The sequence below is a fragment of the Dulcicalothrix desertica PCC 7102 genome, assembly GCF_003991905.1.
In the GTDB taxonomy this organism is placed as follows: Bacteria; Cyanobacteriota; Cyanobacteriia; order Cyanobacteriales; family Nostocaceae; genus Dulcicalothrix; species Dulcicalothrix desertica.
On record NZ_RSCL01000025.1, the window covers coordinates 54,687 to 73,015 of the forward strand.

The window sequence follows — 18,329 nt, forward strand, 5'->3', positions numbered from 1 at the left end:
TCTTGCTTACTTGCTTTGGGACTTGGCTGGTTACAGTGTATTACGTGATGTATTGCACTTAATTGGTTACTAACTAATCAGAAACCGGGTTTCTATGCAAAATATTGTTTTTATTACAAGATATCAACAAGAAACCCGGTTTCTCAAGCATATTACTAATTACCTATTACCTAACATCGGATAAATAAAATGGAAACTCGTGAAACTCGTCCATCAAGCGATTTACCAAAAGTAGCTAAAGCTTATAATGAAGTAGACCGTAATGCTTTTATGTTTGGCGCCAATCCTCAAGCCGAACTATGGAACGGTCGCTTGGCAATGATTGGATTCCTTGCTTATTTACTTTGGGACTTGGCAGGTTACAGCGTCATACGCGATGTATTTAGTTTTCTTGGTTAGTTTTAATTAGTGCTGAGTGCAAAGTGCTGAGTGCTGAGTGAATTCAATAGTATATAACTACTATTGAATAGGTATTATTTCTTAACCCTCCAAAGTTTGGGGGGTTTTGGTGTGTGTAAATACTTATCACAGGGAACTTTAAATATAGATGTCAAATTCAATCTATTGCGTTATATTTTTTCCAGATTACAATCGGTAATAATGATTGAAGAAAATGCAGGAGTTGACCCTTGAGTAATGCCGGGTTTTCTGGAAAGCCACAAAAACCCTCACCTGATTCTGGTGAAGATATTCCCGCAGCGTTACGCGACGCTTCTGATGTGGCGCCTGGTAAGGGTAAAATACCAGTATTGATATTGGGTGGAGCCGCTGGGTTTGTTGTGCTTGCTGTTATTAGTGGATTTTTATTCTTTATCACTGCACCAAAAAAATCCACACAAGAAGCTTCGGCACCATCGACTACTGTAAGTCCATCTGTTAATCCTGCTGATGCTCAAGCTCAAGCGAATGGTTCATTATTGGGACATTTGCCGTATGCTGAAGCTCCTGAGTCTGAACTTGCTTCTATTTCTAACGATGGACGCTTCAGGATGCGAAAAGCTGCTGCACAACAATTTTTAGCGATGCAACAAGCTGCTCGTAGCGCTGGTGTAAATTTAACTGTTATTTCCGCGTTTCGTTCAGTTAAAGAACAAGAACAGTTATTTTTCGCTGTTGGCGCCCAACGTAACCAAACCCCAGCACAACGTGCGGCACTGTCGGCGCCTCCTAATTATAGTGAGCATCATACTGGTTACGCGATTGATATTGGTGATGGGAATGTACCGGCTACAAATTTAAGTGCTAACTTTGAGAAAACTAAGGCTTATGAATGGTTATCACAAAATGCCGCTAAGTTTCGCTTTGAGTTGTCTTTTCCGAAAGATAATATTCAAGGTGTAAGTTATGAACCTTGGCACTGGCGTTTTGTCGGTGATACTCAAAGTTTGGAAACGTTTTATAAGGCGAAAAATTTAAAGCCTCAAAAGTAACTTGTGATACCAGTGGCACAGGCATCTTGCCTGTGCAGTGAAGTATTTAATTTGACGAGATAGACACAGAGTAGAGACACGTTCACGTAGTGTCACGCTCTTAATAATCGTGTCTTTACAGAGATTTGAGCATTGGCTCCGTCTTTGTTGTGTGTGGATTGATACTAGCGAATATGAAACTGGGAATAATAAAAGCAGTAGCTAGTAATCAAAATTAATTTTCATGGATTTAATTCTAAAACAACAAGCATGTAATCTAAATACCCCACCGGAGCAACTACGTGCGCTTGCAGCAGAAAGTAAAGAGCTAGCGCGGTTAGTATGTACAAATCCTAATGCAGAACCAAATTTATTACGAGAGTTAGCAAATAAGTCTGATTATAAAATACTGTCGGCAATCGCAAGTAATCCTAATACCCCTACTGATATTTTATGGAAGGTAGGTTTGGATTTTCCAGAGGAAGTTTTAAGTAACCCAGTATTGCCACTCTTACTTTTAGAAAATCCTAATTTAATAGAACAAATTCCAGATAAAACTTTAGAAAGTTTTTTAAAATTAGATGTAGTGCCAGATTCGTTTATCAAGTGGGTAGTAGATAGAAAAAGGGAAAATAATTTGCCCCTTGCAGTCGCGATGAATCCAAAAGCTTCTAAAGAAATATTAGATATATTAATCAATAATCAAAATATAACATATGAATGTTTCCGCACATATAAAAATGTTATCGATTCAGCTAAACTACATATTAATTGGTCTGGTGAAATAGATGCAGATTGGAATGAAGCAGCTTTCGTTATAATGCAAAATACATTTTTTTTTCGTATTAGTATAGATTTAGCAGCATATTATGTAGGTTTAATCCCAGAATCATTAATTATTAAAGTCAGTCGTTATATATTGGTTAGTTTAGCTAATAACCGAAATACTCCTATACATATTTTAGAGAAAATAGGAGAACATCTATTTTTAGAATCAAATGATAACACTATTGATAAGTCTATACTAATTGCGCTTGCAGAAAATCCAAACACCCCCTTAAATTTGTTAGAAAAACTCCTTGGAGAAGTTGATACAATGTGTTCTCAAGCAGTTCGTGAAAAACTTATTTCAAATTCCAATATCCCCCTAAATATTCTACAGAAGTTTCACTCTGATAATATAGCTATTAAAACTCTTAACACTTCATCAGAAATACTACGAAAATTAGCTAAGAGCAAATGGATACATATTCGTAGAGGTGTTGCATATCATCCAAACACACCAATAGATGTATTGAGCGAACTAGCTGAAGAATTTGACGAAATACTTTATCTTGCTTTGGCTGTTAATGATAATACTAATGCTGATATACTTCATAAAATAATACAAAATTATACAGAACGAAATAATAGATATTTTAATATTATTGAGGCAGTTATGTGCAATCCTAATACAAGCGAGCAAACTTTAAAATTAATATTAAAAGATAATCAAAATTATTATTTAGTAAAATTAATCTCTCATCACCCTAACGTCACAGAAAATATTCTTGAAGAATTAGCTAACATCAAATCTGATGGAGTTCTTATAACATTAGCAGCTAGTCAAAAAACACCTGCATCAATTTTAACTAAACTTGCAACAATAGAAAATAATGCTATTCGTATGTCTCTAGCTGGAAATCCAAGTACTCCGAAAGAAGTTTTATTAAAACTTGAAGCATATAAAAGTAAAATATTTTATAAAAATTCAATCAAAAATCATACCAAACAGCTATTAAAGGCAGTCAATCATCAAATTCGCACGGATAAAATTGCTTCTAATGCAGGTTTCGGTTTTGTCTCAAAAGAAGAAAATCCTGAAGTTTTAATAAAATTAGCGCAGCATACGGATATTTCTATTAAGCAAAAAGCAATTACAAATTTGTATGAATTTATTCTCGTTAATCCTAATGTTTCTACGCAAGTGCTAGAACAAGCTGCTAAAATTCCATACCTTGCTTTAGAATCTGCTATAATCCGTCATCCAAATACATCTGTTGAGATATTGGAGCGATTTGCAAAACACCGTCAAGCTAATATCCGCTTATTAATTATTAAAAATTATAAAACTCCTATCAGTATTATAAAAATTTTTTTAGAAGATAAGGATAAACTTGTCAGAGAGTCAGCTTTAGCTGTTCATCAGCAATCTTTGTCAGAAGAGAAAGATATTTATTTCGTTGAGCAATTACAAATTGTTCAGAATGTTAATACAATGTCTAACATTCTTGATGAAATTGCCACTAGTAAATGGTTAATTATTAGAGAACGTGTTGCGCTTCACCCTAATACTTCTATAGATACTTTAACAAAACTGGCTGAAGACAAAGCAAGACATGTACAGCTCGCAGTTACACAAAATCTTAATGCTTCTGATGAAATTCTTGAAAAACTTGCTCATCGACACAAATGGAATACCGATGTTCGCATAGCAGCCGTAAAAAATCTTATTTCAAGAGGTTCTAAGAGAGCAAGTAAATTTATTGGTCAGTATATAAAAGATTCTCCGTTTAGTTTGAGTCGCGTGTTTGCTTTGCTACATGCACTGGCGCCTACTCATTTGCTTATCAAAAATTATCGTTCTAGCTATTGGTTAGAAAGATATGCGATAGCTCAAAATCCGAACACTCCTGATTATATACGTGAATTTCTTACACAAGATGCTAATCGTATTGTTCGTGCTGCTGCAAAAGCAAATATAATGAAAATGCTTTAGAACTCTTACTTGTAAACAAAGTCAAAATCTTAGAGATGCTTCGTGCCTCAGCATGACAGTCTTAGAGATGCTTCGTGCCTCGGCATGACACAGAAGAGAGATGCTTCGTGCCTCAGCATGACAGGAGAATAACGGATATAACGAGTAAACCATCCGTTACATCCGTTCTATCCGTTGCCTACAACCTTATATTATTCAAGTTACTGCGTGGGTTATACGAACGAATTGCGCGTAGCTTTTCGTATAATTCGCGTTCTTGCTGACTCAAATCTTTAGGAGCAACAATCATAATTTTTACGAGTAAATCACCACGTCCACCTTTTCCTGATACCCAACCTTTACCACGCAAACGCAGTGACTGCCCAGAACGTATTCCTGCTGGTACGTTTACTTTTGCTGTAGTTCCGTCAGGTGTTGGAACGTCGATAGATGCTCCTAATACTGCTTCATCTGGTGCTATTGGGACTTCGCATACTAAGTTATCGCCGTCTAGCTGGAAAAAGGAGTGTGGTTGAATTTGGACTTTTAGGTATAAATCACCACGTTGTTTAGTTTGTGGGTTGGTTGGCCCTTTTCCACGTACACGTAATCTACTTCCTGTTTTGGCGCCTGCGGGAATGCGAACGTTAATAATATCGTTAGCAACTTGAAGTCTTTTTTCAACTCCGTTATATGCTTCGCCCAAAGATAACGAAATCATTGCTTCGCTATCTTGAGTGCCACTACCCCCAGCATAATCTTGCTGAAAGCCAAAACCATCATACCCACTTGGGGCACCTGTGGAAGTTCGATACGAATAACTTTGACTGCGGGCACCTCCGGGACCTCCAAAGCGACCTAATAATTCATTTATAAAGTCTTCAAAGCTGCCGTACTGCCCGAAGTCGAAGCCGTTCATGTCAACGCCAACACCACCAGCACCAGCGCCTCCAGGGAAACCTTGTCCTGCTTGTTTCCAGTACTGACCAAATTGGTCGTACTTTTTACGCTTGTCTGGGTCGGATAATACTTCGTATGCTTCGTTGACTTCTTTGAATTTTGCCTCGGCTTGTTTATTTCCCTGGTTTACGTCAGGGTGATATTTACGTGCGAGTTTACGGAATGCTTGTTTAATTTCTTCTTGGCTAGCAGTTTTGTTAACTCCCAAGAGTGAATAATAATCTTTAAAATCGGTTGCAGCCATTCAGCAGCCTCCTGTAGAAATTACTGATAATAGGTTTTTAGTTTATACCTTGTTCCTAAATTTAGGATGCAAGGTGTTAGATATTGTTTAGAGATATATGGCGAGAGAAAAATACTCTAATTTATAACTTAACAAATAATTTAACAGGACTAAGTGCGGTTCTTGCTCAATGTCAAAGGGCAATTTCCGAACTCATAATCAGTGCTGAGTGCTGAGTGCTGAGTAAGTAAGAAGTAACAACTCAGCACTCAGCACTTTCTACTCAGCACTAGATAATGGTTCCGTCTGGAATGATGGCGCCTTTGAGTACTACTACGATACCGCTTCTAATGTAAAACCCTTGAGCTTCACGGTTAGCTTCTTGAACGTTATCTTTGTTGATAATTCGGACATCATGACCAATATGTGCGTTTTTGTCGATGATGGCACGACGAATTATTGTTTCTGCTCCAATTCCTACGGGAATATTTCCTTCATCTCGAATACCCTTTCTATCTACGGAGGTTTGGTAGAAGTCGGCGCCCATTAATAACGAGTCTTCAATAATGCATCCAGAATCTACGCGCGCACGTACACCAAGCACCGAATGTTCGATTCGACAATTTTTGAGGATACATCCTTCCCCAATTATCGATTGGGTTATTTGACAATCTAATAATTTACTTGGAGGTAAGTAACGAGCGCGGGTGTATATGGGAGCTTGTTCGTCGTAGAAACTAAATGGAGGCAGTGGCTGTTGTGTCAGCGCTAAGTTCGCGTGATAGAAAGACTCTATTGTTCCAATGTCTTCCCAGTAACCGTTAAACAAATACGCCTGTACGTTATGGTCTTTTGCTGCATCTGGAATAATCTCTTTACCAAAATCTGTTCGTTCTAAAGATTCCTTGAGTAACTTGATCAAAACCTCTTTCTTGAATACGTAAATCCCCATTGAGGCAATATACGGTTGAAGCTTGGCTTGCTGCTCACTTAATCCCAGTACGCTAGTATCAACTTGCATCTGTTTAAGAGCATCACCTTTTGGCTTTTCGCTAAAGTCAATTACCCTACCTGAGTCATTAATTTTCATTAACCCAAAGTCTGACGCGCGTCGCTCATCCATTGGTATTACCGACAGTGTAATGTCAGCATTTGTTTGACGATGACGTTCTATAAATAATCGGTAGTCCATCCGGTAAAGGTGGTCACCCGATAAAATTAGGAATTCCGAAACATTCCATTCCTCTAATAACCAAAGGTATTGACGTACTGCATCTGCTGTTCCTTGGAACCAACTAGGGTTTTCGGGTGTTTGCTGTGCTGCTAACACCTCCACAAAACCCTCACTAAAACCCGCAAAACTGTACGCACGAGCAATATGGCGGTTTAAAGAGGCTGAGTTAAACTGCGTCAGGACGTATATCTTATATATTTCCGAATTTATACAGTTACTTACAGGGATATCTATTAAACGGTATTTACCTGCCACAGGCACTGCCGGTTTCGCACGTAACTTCGTTAATGGGTAGAGGCGGGTTCCTGCACCGCCGCCGAGAATTATTGATAATACTTTTTTCACTCTGGTTTCTCCCGACTGCCGTTCATCTCCACCTTCAGTTTATGACTCTCTGTTACTACTGATAAGGGGGTTACAAAATTCTATTGAGTTTATTTATAAACAATATTTTATTTTTTATAAAAGTTTTACTTTGATTATTATTATCTTATGTATAAATATTTACCTTGCTTTAGTGTTCACATTACCAGGTGTCACTCTTGTACGTAGGTTGGGTCGAGGAACGGAACCCAACCTACGTACAATATTATATTTTCAGAGAAAAATAATTACTTAACTATGACTAAAAAATAATAACAGTATTAATAAGTAATAACACTGCCAAAATCTAAGTAACTAATTTCCAACTTTCATCAAGCGCAGTTTTTGCGATAGCTTAATAGACTTCACCCAAGGTTGGTGTGACAGTTCAGAAACTGTACCAGATGAAACGGTGGCAGTATAAATATCTTTGTTGCTAGCTACATCTTTAATTCCTAAGCTTTCTAAAAATGTAATAGCAGGCGCCTCAAGTGGCTGATTGGTATGAATAAATACTATTAGGCTGGGTTGTTCTGAGGTATCTACTTCGTCAATAGCCATTGCTAAAGCAGCATCAATTTTCTTGTAGTTCATATGTTTGTATTTAAAATCAATACACTATTAAACTAACAAGATTTATTTAGTATGCGTAACTATCTTAAGAGATAATGTGAATTGGGACAGGCAGGGATGCCTGTTCCACAAGAGGTTACAAGAGGTTACAAGAGGTTACAATATTTGAAGGGTTACAGGTTTTCGGTGTTGATTAATCCGAATCCCCATTTTGGATCGAAGGTGTTTTGAGGTTGTTCGGGAATATAGCTGTTGCTGCGTAACATTTCTTTGGCTTTTTCAGGCGCCAAGCTTGGGTCACGTTGTAACATTAAAGCTACTACACCTGTGATAAATGGACATGCCATGCTTGTACCTGCCATCATCACAAATTTGGAGTTAATCATCATGGAACGGTCGAAACCTGCTGCTGATGACATTGTTGATGCTATCATTGCTCCCGGCGCCGCAACATCAGGTTTTTGAGCTTGGTTACGTAATGGTCCTTCGCTACTAAAATCAGAAATATCATCTAGCTTTAATCCAACTTCGCGCTCTTTACCGTCGATGTCGTTGTACTTATTTATTGTTGTATAAGCGGCTACTGTTATTGAAGAAGCTGCACAACCTGGAGAGCCAATTTTCATGGCATCTTCGACGCTTTGACCTGTAAAGAATACTGAACCAGAGTTGTCAATTGTCCACACATCAACGCGGGTTTCGTTCGATGTTTGATTTCTTAAGCGTAATTGCCAAATTCCACCTGATACTGGTGAAGATTCTGTACCGCGAATTTGAACGAAGAAATTATAATCTCCGTTTGCTGCATCTGGACCAGGTGTGACGATTTTTATGCGCGCATCAGGCAAAGTATATTCTTGTGCAGGATTACCTTCAGTAACAACTTTTTGCCAAGGTGTAACAAAATCGTTAGGACTCCGTAATTGCACTTCTAACTCAGCACTCTTACAATACCATCCGTTTAACCAAACGATACCAGCTTGATTAAGCGGTACGTTGAACCGCATTGTATGCATTGAACAAGGTGCCACTACAGCTTGACCGTGAATATTGTCGTTGCCTTCGTTTCCTGCTGCACAACAAACTATACGTCCGGGGCCTGTTTCTGCGTCAATAATTTTAGATAGTGAGTCACTACCATCGTGTGCGTCGGCATGTCCACCTAAGCTTAAATTTACTACTGCTGGTTTGCCTAACTCGCGTGCAACTCGAAAAACGTAGCGAATACCGTCTGCAATGTGAGCATCTTGTAAATCACTTCTAACTATTACTAATTCGGCTTCAGGCGCCACACCACCATAAGTTTCATCTGCACCTGCTGCAATACCAGCTACGTGGGTACCATGTCCTTCGGTATCTTGAGAAACAGTGAGTAGTGTGTCTGTAAACTCGGCACCGTAGCTACCTTCAGCAACACCTGGCCCAGACATTGTTTGATCCCAAATACGCAAAATGCGACCTGCAAAAGCTGGGTGTTTAGCATCAATACCACTGTCTACAATACCAATAACTACACCTTTACCTGTTAGTCCTGTTTTATTCTTAAACTCAGGAAGCTTAACTTTACCTGGCGCCACATCCATCAATAACTTCATTTTTCGTGATGGCTTTATACGCTGAACTGTCTCTTCTTCTGATAATGCATCTAAACCATCAATAGGTAAATATGCTGTTCTGACGGCGCCTGTATTTTGGTTGACTCGAACTCCATAGGGTTCAAGATGACTCAAGTCAGCATTTTCATCGCAGTAAACAAAAACTACGCTCTTAGTTGGCTTAACATTACTTTTTGCCGAAACTATACCAAGAGAACGTTTATGTGGTATTAACGCTTGCTCACCTTCACTTTGATAATCTTCGTATGCAAGCAAAAGTCCAGCGGAAAGCTTTTCGTGTCTCATGTTTACCCTCTATATTTTAAGTTTTACTAGTTAGTTATTTAGTTATATGTCTGTAGTAGATTAATCACCCAATTGACTTGAGATATTAAACAAATTTAGATATCGTACATGTGACTGTATCGGTTTAGACAATGAAGACCTTTATAGCCCTCTCAATTTCAGATCGAAAAGGGGGCATGACCCCTCTTTATGTCAAATGAATTACTATACTGCTAGATAATTAAAGGTATACACGGTCAAATTTGAAGATTTCGGAAACAGATACAGAAGAAACCTGGTTTCTTTAAGAAACCAGGTTTCTGAGACAAAAAATAAAGGTGATACTTATTTCATATTCGTTTTTGCGTCTTTAACTGCTGCTAAAAAGCTAAGTATAGTTGAAGGAATGCTCAAAGCTAAGATGATGGCAGTGGTTTGCGTACCAAGGTTAGGTTGACCATAACTTAATTCAAAAACAGAACCAACTGCTGCAATGGCAGTGACGCACGAAACTGCTAGGAAGAAACCGCTTTTTGGGGTTAGATACACTTTTACTATCCGCCTTTATACTATTGGTTTAACTGCTTGCTGTGAGAAACCATTTTTAGATAGTTCCTGTCCCAATGCAAGCGCATTCTCTACGCGGTCTACAAAAACCACACCGTTGAGGTGATCCATTTCATGTAGAATACAACGCGCGAGTAAACCATCAGCTTTCAGCGTTTTTGGGCGCCCATACTCGTCTTTGTAAGCAATTTCCACGCTTTCTGGACGTTTGACATCCATATAAACGTTGGGGATACTTAGACATCCTTCTTGAGCAACGTCACATTTTTCGCTGGTTTGTTTAATGGTAGGGTTAATTAAAACCAATGGTGGACTGTTGGGTTTGTCGGGTTCTAAATCGATAACAATAAGTTGCTTGTTAATGGCAACCTGTGGCGCCGCTAACCCAATACCATCGCTACTGTACATAGTTTGCAGCATTTGACGCACGAGTTGACGAAGCTCATCGTCAATTTTTGTAACTCGCTTGGCTGGTTGACGCAGCGCACGGTCTCCCAGGTAGTGCAACTTCAAAGGGGGATTTTTTAACTTTTTCTTCTCAACGGCGATATCAGATGGCATGGGAAAGTCACTCGCTCTAACTGGCTAGTTTTATACGGTATGTTACTTCAATCTTAACAATTCTAGTAGCGATGCTGAGGGAATAGTGGCAAAGGCACAATATAAGCTTACGGTTGGGTGGAGCCTGCGGAACCCAACATAAACATATAGCAGTGCTTCATGTCATAAATTATTGGTGCGTTGTAGCACAAGTGTCTCGCCTGTATTATCAATAAGGCGCTTGTAACTTTTGTTAGTACAATTTGTTCTCGCTTTCATAGAGTCGGCTCAACTTCTTATTCGTTAATAACGTTAATGTCATTTTCATCATAAATCCACATTGCTTTAACGCCTTGTGAATGCTTAAAGCCAAGCTTTTCATAGAATGGAGCAGCATCATTAATTGCTAGCAATACTTGCTGATGAAACTCAGCGTAAGGAGCTTGAAGACATTTCATTATCTCTCGTCCTATTCCCATATTTTGATATGACGGTAGCACAAGTAAATGAGGATAATAAACAGTTAATGCTTTATCTGAAATTGCATTGCCAAGTCCGATTAGAGCATTCTGATACCATGCTGAAATTACTGTTTCTGAGTTTGAAAGAGCGAATAACAATGCATCGGGTTTCTCTGCGGATGACCACTTACACTGAGCATACAGATTGATGACCTGCTCGCGGGGCAATTCTACTCCCTCTCGATATTCAACCTCCAAAGAAAGCATTTCTATTGCTCCTTACAGCTATGTCTTTGAGTTGGGGTAAATATGGGGTAAACATACTGTTATCATTTTTGCTCGCATAACTAAACATGTCACTGACAAGGTGTATTTTACTTTGTATTGGCACCAATATTATCAATGTTTATATAGAATATTTTGGTTACAGGATTGTTTCTCGTAACTGAACCTTTATTTACACTGTAGAAATTTCCACCACGTTTTTTTCTCAATCAACACGCCATTCATCATTACTTACGTATCCGTTTTCTTCTAAATGGTATTGAGCATTGGTTTTTGTAGGGTGCGTGACGCTGACAACAATTTTTAAACGAAGCGATAACCCTGTAGCGTCACGCACCATTATTCTAATTAAGTAAGTATGGTGTTGGGTTCCGTTCCTCCACCCAACCTACAAGTTACGGGCAAGGATGCCCGTTCCACAAGAGTTTAACAAGAAAGGTTTGCATTCTCTTTACTGTTGCTTGTTGCAAAGGTTATAACAGTAGGCTGGTATTGAGTGCAATTAGGCACACAGGGGAAACCGTGTTAAAAATATTTACAAAGTTAGATTATCTTCTTAAAGAGACGTTTTTGGGTTTAAAGCGGGGCGGTTGGATGAATTGGGCAGCGGTGAGTACTGTTACAGTACTGCTGTTTTTGTTCGGTATGAGTCTCCAAACTTCTTGGCAGTTAGAAAAGTTGCTTAATCAGTTTGGTAGTCAGTTAGAGGTGTCGGTATATTTAGAAAGTAATGCTTCTGTTGCTGCTGTGGCGCCAATGGTAGCTCAAATACCAGGAGTAGTGAATGTAGAAAATATTACAAAAGACCAAGCTTGGACAAAGTTGGTGCAAGAGTTGGGAATGTCTGATATTGAAGGCGCCACTCAGCAGCTAGGAACTAACCCATTGGTAGATGAATTAAAAGTTAAAGCACGTTCGGCTGATGCAGTACCTAAATTAGCAACGCAGTTGGCAAAGTTGAAAGGTGTGGAAACAGTGCAATATGTTGATGAAGCGGTTGTACGCATTGCTCAGTTGAATCGCGGTTTGAATTGGATGACGTTGACTATTACGGTTATTTTAACTTTGACTGCTATTGCTGTAACGAGTATTACGATTCGCTTGATTGTGATGGCACGGCGCCGTGAAATTGAAATTATGCAGCTTGTTGGTGCCACTTCTACGTGGATATACTTACCTTTTATTTTCCAAGGTGTTGCTTTTGGATTATTTGGTGGTGGAATAGCTTGGAGTTTTATCAGTTTGACTTCTCGGTTTGTTAACCAGCTACTTCGTAACCAACCCGAATTTATTAAATTTCTGACTACAGGGTTAAAACTATCCTTTGCACAAACATTACTTTTACCATTGGTTCTTTTGGGGTTCGGTGCAACGGTAGGATTAATGGGGAGCTTGTTTGCTGTCCGTCGGTTCGCAAAAGGATAGGGTTGTGCTTAATCAATGGGAATCTTTTCTAAAAAATCTTAATGTTTGGGTGGGTTCGTTTACACAGTTCTCACCCCAAGGAAAACAAGTTGACGACCGTGCAAGTCGTTTAACGCTCGAAGGACTTAATGATAATCAATCCGCACGCTTAACATTACAACGCGAAGGATTACAAGATTTAGTTTTAGAATTTAGTACGATAGCACGAAGTACATTATTCTTTGAAAACGGCGCCTTTAGTCAAGGTACAATACAGTTCGCACCGTTTGCCGAATTTGGCGCCGAATTTGGATTGATTCACGAAAATCGCCGTATGCGTTTAGTACAGTTATTTAATAACGATGGTAATTTGAAATCACTTACCCTAATCAGGGAGCATAGCGAAGGAAGTGAAAAAGCTGAACGTCCACAGTTGAGTCTGGAAGCTTTACTAGGAGAATGGGAAGGCGAAACTACTACTATATTTACAGATTTACGTAACCCTGTGACTTCCACAACCAAGATGAAACTGCATCTCGAAGATGGTCGCTTAGTCCAAAATCTTAGTTTCGGAAATCATATTATCACTTCAACAGCTAAAATCAAGGGTTCTATTCTTGAGTTTGATGGCAACCCAAATAACCCTATACATATATTAATGTTGCCTGATGGCGCCTCGGCAACTTTCCCGACCAAATTACAATCACGACAACCTTTATTTTTAGAAACCGGATGGCTTATTGAACCAAACTGGCGCCAGCGTATGATTCGTTCGTATGATGATAAAGGAGAATGGACGAGCTTGACTTTGGCATCAGAAAGAAAAATTGGCAACGGATAAAACGGATGTAACGGATGGGTTATTTTATCTAACAAAGCTTTATTTGTGTGAATAGCTTATCCGTTACATCCGTTCATCATCCGTTGCCCAAAATTAACCACCATTCTTTTTGCTGGGGGTTCCACATTGGTTCATGTGTCTCTCCTACAATATATGGCCCCCAGTAACGACGTGAACCGTCTTGAGCAAATGCGACGACAACATCTCCTTTAGATAATTGGAGTTTACCGTCGGGAAGTGATAAGAGTAAACCCTTTTCGCTTCCTTCTTGCGGTGCAAAGTCCCAATGCGCTGCTGGGGAAGCTTGTTTACTTCTTGATAGTAAAGCTAGACGCACGGGTTGGTTTGTTTGGTTGCTAAGACGTAAGATTCCAACACCTGTATTTTTGTTGGTTTTAACTGAGTTATAACTTAATAGTTCAGATGTTTGGGACGTTGATACTGTTTTTGATGGAATGTCCACAGGTGATGTTGATGCTACTTCGGTACCTGATGGTTCAAACGAAACACTAACTTGGTAGCATCCGGCAAACAGTCCTAATATACCCAAGCAGCAGGCCGCTAAAAGGGTCGGATGATATTTTGACACCATATCATTAATATAAAAAATATAAGAATTGGAAACCTTGAAAGGCTATATTTTAAACTGAATTACGCCGAGTTCTTGAATCGAGCAAGTATATTATCCTACTACGAGCAGAAATTAATAGGGGTAATTACCCCCTATACAATATGAGTAAGTTAAGAAGATATTAAGACAGAAACTATCCTAGAAACCTGGAATATGAGTCGATATCTTATAATGAAAACAAAAATTTTGCTCAGAAACCGGGTTTCTTTATATTAACTTTATTGCCTTGTAGCTCTAAACTTAATGATAAGTTCTTTTTTATAAAATATCTATAGTATGCATCAGGTATGCAAAATACACGGTTAAATAATTTAGTTGGCGCCATTATACTACGGTTTGGGCAGTGGTTATCTAACCCCTGGCGCCGTTGGTCGGTAATGATTATCAGTTTTTTGCTAGGTATTTTTATAGGAACGGCTATTTCGACGAGTGCAGGACAAAGAGCAGAACTGGACATTTACGTAGCGGCGCTTATTGTTTTGGCAGTTGAGTTAGTCAGTAGATTATTTTATCGGCGCCGTGTTGGTGTGGAATCATTTTGGATAGAAGCATTAAATATTTTTAAGATAGGTTTGACTTATAGTTTGTTTATTGAAGCATTTAAGTTAGGTTCTTAGAGTTGATGAGTATCCACCAACAATTAGCAGCAAAAATAGCCCAACTGCGCTCCCACACAGGTCGTCCTATTATCCAAGGCATTTTAGGTGGACAAGGAACAGGTAAAACGACGTTAGCACTTAGTTTAATTTCAATTCTTGAGCTTAGGGGGTATTCTACTGTCACCTTATCGCTCGATGATTTGTACAAAACTTATAATCAGCGTTTGGCATTACAGCAACAAGACCCCCGTTTAATTTGGCGTGGTCCACCCGGAACCCACGATGTTGACTTGGGTTTGAACGTTCTTGAGGCAGTACGTAATGCCATTAGTCCAATTAGCATTCCACGCTTTGACAAGTCAATTCATAGTGGTGCAGGTGATAGAACAACTCCAGATACTTATACAAATATAGATATATTACTATTTGAAGGCTGGTTTGTAGGCGCCCGTCCAATTGACAGCGTGAAATTTGAGGCGCCTGTACCCCCTATTATTAATGCAGCAGACAAAGCATTTGCACGCGACATGAACCAGGAACTAGCAAATTATCTACCCCTATGGGAACGGTTAGATAGTTTAATAGTGTTGTATCCTCAAGACTACCGTTACTCGGTTCAATGGCGTAAAGAAGCTGAACATAAAATGATAGCTTCCGGTAGACCAGGAATGACCGATATCCAAATCGAAGAATTTGTTAATTATTTTTGGCGTGCATTACATCCCGAACTATTTATTAAACCGCTAATAACATCACCACAATATGTAGACTCAGTGATAGAAATTGATGCAAACCATAACTTCGTCAAACTATACCACCCATCAACCCCGTAGGTTGGGTCGAGCGTAGCAACGGCGCCTAATCTAATCAAATCAGGCAATAATTATTACTTTTATTTTTATAAATTAAGTATTATTTGCAAAAAAAGCGCTGTTTTACAGGATGAATGTGGGTAATTAACGTATTTTTTATACAGATGGCTGCATAAGCGAGGACACCTGTGCCACAATCATTAATTCTGAGGAGTTGTAGCACAGACATCGCAACCCTTGTGTGGTTATGTATTTTTTTACCACAGAGACACTGAGTACACAGAGATGAGACGCGCGAAAATATCAACTACCCAAAACTTTTGACATGGAACATTAGTGTTCCATGTCATTAGTTTTGGGGTGTTGGTTTGCAACGGATGTAAAACGGATGTAACGGATAGTTGATTCGGCACCGCAAAATCAAATCTTGTTTGTATAAAATTACTTATCCGTTACATCCGTTAACATCCGTTGCTAATATTTCTACCAACCAAAACTTTTGATACAAACTACTAATCATCCCATCAGGTGATGTGTATATAACGCAAGAGTAATATCTTAGAAATATCTAGAGTTCCCTGGCTTGAAGGGGGTCGAGAATGAAAAAGATTATTTCTACTTTATTATCTTTAACGACTATATCAGTATTTTTACTCAATAACGAGCCAGCACAAGCACATCGTTATCGACACCCTTACTCTCGTAACTACCATTACGGTGATTTTTATCGTCGAGCATATCCCAGAAGATATTGCTACCCTGTGACACGGTGGTATGTAAACCAAGACCCAGCATATCATCCGCGCGCTTATTCTGACGGTTATCGTCAAGGACGAGAAAGTGCCAAAAATGGTAACTCATATAAAGAGCGTACCGCAGGTGGAGAATTTGCGCGCGGTTTTGAGGATGGTTTCTATGGTAGAGAGTTTCAAGGTCAAAAGCATATTGTCGCAAATGCTTATCAACCATTTACGACTAGTGAATGTGATTGGTATTAAGTGCTGAGTAATGAGTAATGAGTGCTGAGTGCTGAGTGCTGAGTGCTGAGTGCTGAGTGTCATGCTGAACGTAGTGAAGCATCTCTATAACTTCTCGAAACTTAAAGATTCTTCGCTACGCTCAGAATGACAATTTACACTTTTCCTAACTCCTAACTCCTAACTCCTAACTCCTAACTTTTAATTTTGTATTTCTTTGATTAAATTGTAGAAGGGTTCCCAGTTGTTGTCTTGTGCGATGGGTTCCCATACTGATTCTATGATGGGACGCAGGATTACTGTTTTGGGGTTGCTTTGAATTAAAGTTTGACCGACTTTTTCGATATCGTCCGGCGCCATGTTGGTTAAAATTTTATGGTACAGCCCAGACCAGTGCAAGAATAATTCTGATGCTCCTAGTTCTATAGTAATTTCTGAACCGCTTAATATCAAGCTAGCATCATCACGCCATTTATGTGAGAAAGTTGTAGCGAGGTCGCTGAAAAAGTGATGGTAGCTAACGGGATAATTATTTAGAAATCGCAGCGTTGCTTTTAATAGTTCTTCGTATTCACCAGATTCTAGCTTTTCTAAATTAGAAAATCCTAATTTTTTGAGCATCAACACGCGGTATTGAGCGTGATAACAGTCTTCAAATTGTGATAATCCTTGTTCCATGTCAGCTGTGGGAATTACTGCTGAAAGTGGTTTTTGTAACAATTCAAGATTCAGCTTACAAATACCTGGTTGGTTGGAATAACTGTAACGTCCGTAGTAGTCAAAATAAGCTGCTGTAAAATTGGGGTCAAATTTAGGGATAAATGCGTAGGGACCGTAGTCAAAACTTTCACCAGTTATTGACATGTTATCTGTGTTTAAGACTGCATGACAGAAACCTGCTGCCATCCACTGTGCTACAAGCAAAGCGACTCTTTGTACTAGTTCACTGTAGAAAAGGGCGTATTTATCTGGCTCGGCGCCAAGATGCGAATAATATATATAGATAACATGATTTAATAACTTGCCGATTAAATCTGGGCGCCGGATATAATTTAATCTTTCAAAAGTTCCGAAGCGAATGTGTGATTTACTAAAGCGCACCATTACCGAAGAACGAGTCGGTGACGGTTCATCACCACGCCATAAATCTAAACCTGTTTCAATCATACTCAAACAGCGTGATGTGTTAACACCCATTCGGTGTAACATTTCAGCAGCTAATACTTCGCGTACCCCTCCCTTGAGAGTCAACATTCCATCACCACCACGCGAATAAGGTGTTTTTCCTGAACCTTTTGTGCCAAAATCGTAGAGTTGCCCATCAGTTCCACGAACTTGAGCATACAGAAAACCTCTACCATCACCTAGTTGCGGATTGTACTCACCAAACTGATAACCGTGGTACCGCAACGCTAGTAAGGGTTTATGCACCTCAAATTTTCCGAAAGCTTCGATAAAATGTTCGTCACTGACATTTGCTGCATCTAAACCTAAACGCGACAGTAGTGCATCGTTACGCCATCGTAAAATAAGTTGAGGAAATTCTGCTGCTTCTACTTCGTCATAGTAATCATCACCCAGTTCGAGTATGGCTCTTTCGTAGTTTAGAGAAAGAAATGGGTTTTGCGAAGAGGTATTAAGGTTAGTTTCAGGCAAAGTCATTACGAGTACGGCAATTATTGGTTCTGCTTTCAGTCTACCTAAGAAAGCGAATGGTTGACCAAGTTAGTTTTTAGTGGTACAGATAAGGAATTTTAGGTCAGTGCATCTAAAATCTAAGAATTACAGTCATATAGACTGTTGGAAAGATTAAATATTATTAGAGAGCGTAAC

At 39.1% G+C, this 18,329-nt stretch carries 18 protein-coding genes; 8 read left to right on the forward strand and 10 right to left on the reverse strand.

The window, feature by feature from the left end; all coding sequences use genetic code 11:
- The first annotated feature begins 189 nt into the window (after positions 1-189).
- The 3 genes from DSM106972_RS38945 (at position 190) to DSM106972_RS38955 (ending at position 4,167) form a co-directional block, all read left to right on the forward strand.
- Positions 190-399 carry a chlorophyll a/b-binding protein gene (locus tag DSM106972_RS38945; protein WP_096688367.1) on the forward strand — a complete coding sequence of 70 codons (210 nt, stop codon included), beginning with the start codon at positions 190-192 and terminating at the stop codon, positions 397-399.
- A 230-nt stretch (positions 400-629) separates the two neighbouring features.
- A complete protein-coding gene (locus tag DSM106972_RS38950; RefSeq protein ID WP_127085721.1) occupies positions 630-1,430 on the forward strand; it encodes a M15 family metallopeptidase in 801 nt (266 codons plus the stop codon).
- 223 nt (positions 1,431-1,653) lie between these two features.
- The gene (locus DSM106972_RS38955; protein ID WP_127085722.1) at positions 1,654-4,167 is read left to right on the forward strand and encodes a variant leucine-rich repeat-containing protein; all 2,514 of its coding nucleotides are present in this window, start codon (positions 1,654-1,656) and stop codon (positions 4,165-4,167) included.
- A gap of 178 nt (positions 4,168-4,345) precedes the next feature.
- Here the strand turns inward: DSM106972_RS38955 and DSM106972_RS38960 are convergent, their stop codons facing one another.
- The 8 genes from DSM106972_RS38960 to DSM106972_RS55140 all read right to left on the reverse strand — a co-directional run bounded on the left by DSM106972_RS38960 (position 4,346) and on the right by DSM106972_RS55140 (position 11,572).
- Complete coding sequence (locus tag DSM106972_RS38960; protein ID WP_127085723.1) at positions 4,346-5,350, reverse strand: DnaJ C-terminal domain-containing protein; 1,005 nt, start codon at positions 5,348-5,350, stop codon at positions 4,346-4,348.
- A 268-nt stretch (positions 5,351-5,618) separates the two neighbouring features.
- On the reverse strand, positions 5,619-6,908 hold the full coding sequence (locus DSM106972_RS38965) for a glucose-1-phosphate adenylyltransferase (protein WP_127085724.1): 1,290 nt from the start codon (positions 6,906-6,908) through the stop codon (positions 5,619-5,621).
- Positions 6,909-7,241: 333 nt separating this feature from the next.
- On the reverse strand, positions 7,242-7,520 hold the full coding sequence (locus tag DSM106972_RS38970) for a hypothetical protein (protein WP_127085725.1): 279 nt from the start codon (positions 7,518-7,520) through the stop codon (positions 7,242-7,244).
- A gap of 152 nt (positions 7,521-7,672) precedes the next feature.
- Entirely contained in the window at positions 7,673-9,400 is a 1,728-nt protein-coding gene (locus DSM106972_RS38975) for a S8 family peptidase (RefSeq protein WP_127085726.1), read from the reverse strand.
- A 324-nt stretch (positions 9,401-9,724) separates the two neighbouring features.
- Complete coding sequence (locus DSM106972_RS38980; RefSeq protein WP_127085727.1) at positions 9,725-9,928, reverse strand: hypothetical protein; 204 nt, start codon at positions 9,926-9,928, stop codon at positions 9,725-9,727.
- Positions 9,929-9,943: 15 nt separating this feature from the next.
- Entirely contained in the window at positions 9,944-10,507 is a 564-nt protein-coding gene (gene def / locus DSM106972_RS38985) for a peptide deformylase (protein ID WP_127085728.1), read from the reverse strand.
- A 275-nt stretch (positions 10,508-10,782) separates the two neighbouring features.
- On the reverse strand, positions 10,783-11,214 hold the full coding sequence (locus DSM106972_RS38990; protein WP_127085729.1) for a GNAT family N-acetyltransferase: 432 nt from the start codon (positions 11,212-11,214) through the stop codon (positions 10,783-10,785).
- A 223-nt stretch (positions 11,215-11,437) separates the two neighbouring features.
- Positions 11,438-11,572 (reverse strand): hypothetical protein, encoded by a 135-nt coding sequence (locus DSM106972_RS55140; RefSeq protein ID WP_267901210.1) that lies wholly within the window; start codon positions 11,570-11,572, stop codon positions 11,438-11,440.
- Between the two features lie 182 nt (positions 11,573-11,754).
- Between DSM106972_RS55140 and DSM106972_RS39000 the strand changes: the two genes are divergently transcribed.
- Positions 11,755-12,657 (forward strand): cell division protein FtsX, encoded by a 903-nt coding sequence (locus DSM106972_RS39000; protein WP_127085730.1) that lies wholly within the window; start codon positions 11,755-11,757, stop codon positions 12,655-12,657.
- A 4-nt stretch (positions 12,658-12,661) separates the two neighbouring features.
- The gene (locus tag DSM106972_RS39005; protein WP_127085731.1) at positions 12,662-13,477 is read left to right on the forward strand and encodes a DUF3598 family protein; all 816 of its coding nucleotides are present in this window, start codon (positions 12,662-12,664) and stop codon (positions 13,475-13,477) included.
- A 76-nt stretch (positions 13,478-13,553) separates the two neighbouring features.
- Here DSM106972_RS39005 and DSM106972_RS39010 read toward each other — a convergent pair whose 3' ends face one another.
- Positions 13,554-14,069, reverse strand: a complete 516-nt coding sequence (locus tag DSM106972_RS39010) for a hypothetical protein (RefSeq protein WP_127085732.1) — start codon at positions 14,067-14,069, stop codon at positions 13,554-13,556.
- 326 nt (positions 14,070-14,395) lie between these two features.
- Here DSM106972_RS39010 and DSM106972_RS39015 point away from each other — a divergent pair, with 326 nt between their 5' ends.
- The 3 genes from DSM106972_RS39015 to DSM106972_RS39025 all read left to right on the forward strand — a co-directional run bounded on the left by DSM106972_RS39015 (position 14,396) and on the right by DSM106972_RS39025 (position 16,517).
- On the forward strand, positions 14,396-14,725 hold the full coding sequence (locus DSM106972_RS39015; RefSeq protein ID WP_127085733.1) for a DUF565 domain-containing protein: 330 nt from the start codon (positions 14,396-14,398) through the stop codon (positions 14,723-14,725).
- 5 nt (positions 14,726-14,730) lie between these two features.
- On the forward strand, positions 14,731-15,540 hold the full coding sequence (locus DSM106972_RS39020; RefSeq protein WP_127085734.1) for a glycerate kinase: 810 nt from the start codon (positions 14,731-14,733) through the stop codon (positions 15,538-15,540).
- Positions 15,541-16,118: 578 nt separating this feature from the next.
- On the forward strand, positions 16,119-16,517 hold the full coding sequence (locus tag DSM106972_RS39025; protein ID WP_127085735.1) for a hypothetical protein: 399 nt from the start codon (positions 16,119-16,121) through the stop codon (positions 16,515-16,517).
- Between the two features lie 180 nt (positions 16,518-16,697).
- Here the strand turns inward: DSM106972_RS39025 and DSM106972_RS39030 are convergent, their stop codons facing one another.
- Complete coding sequence (locus tag DSM106972_RS39030; RefSeq protein WP_127085736.1) at positions 16,698-18,158, reverse strand: protein adenylyltransferase SelO; 1,461 nt, start codon at positions 18,156-18,158, stop codon at positions 16,698-16,700.
- Between the last annotated feature and the right edge of the window lie 171 nt (positions 18,159-18,329).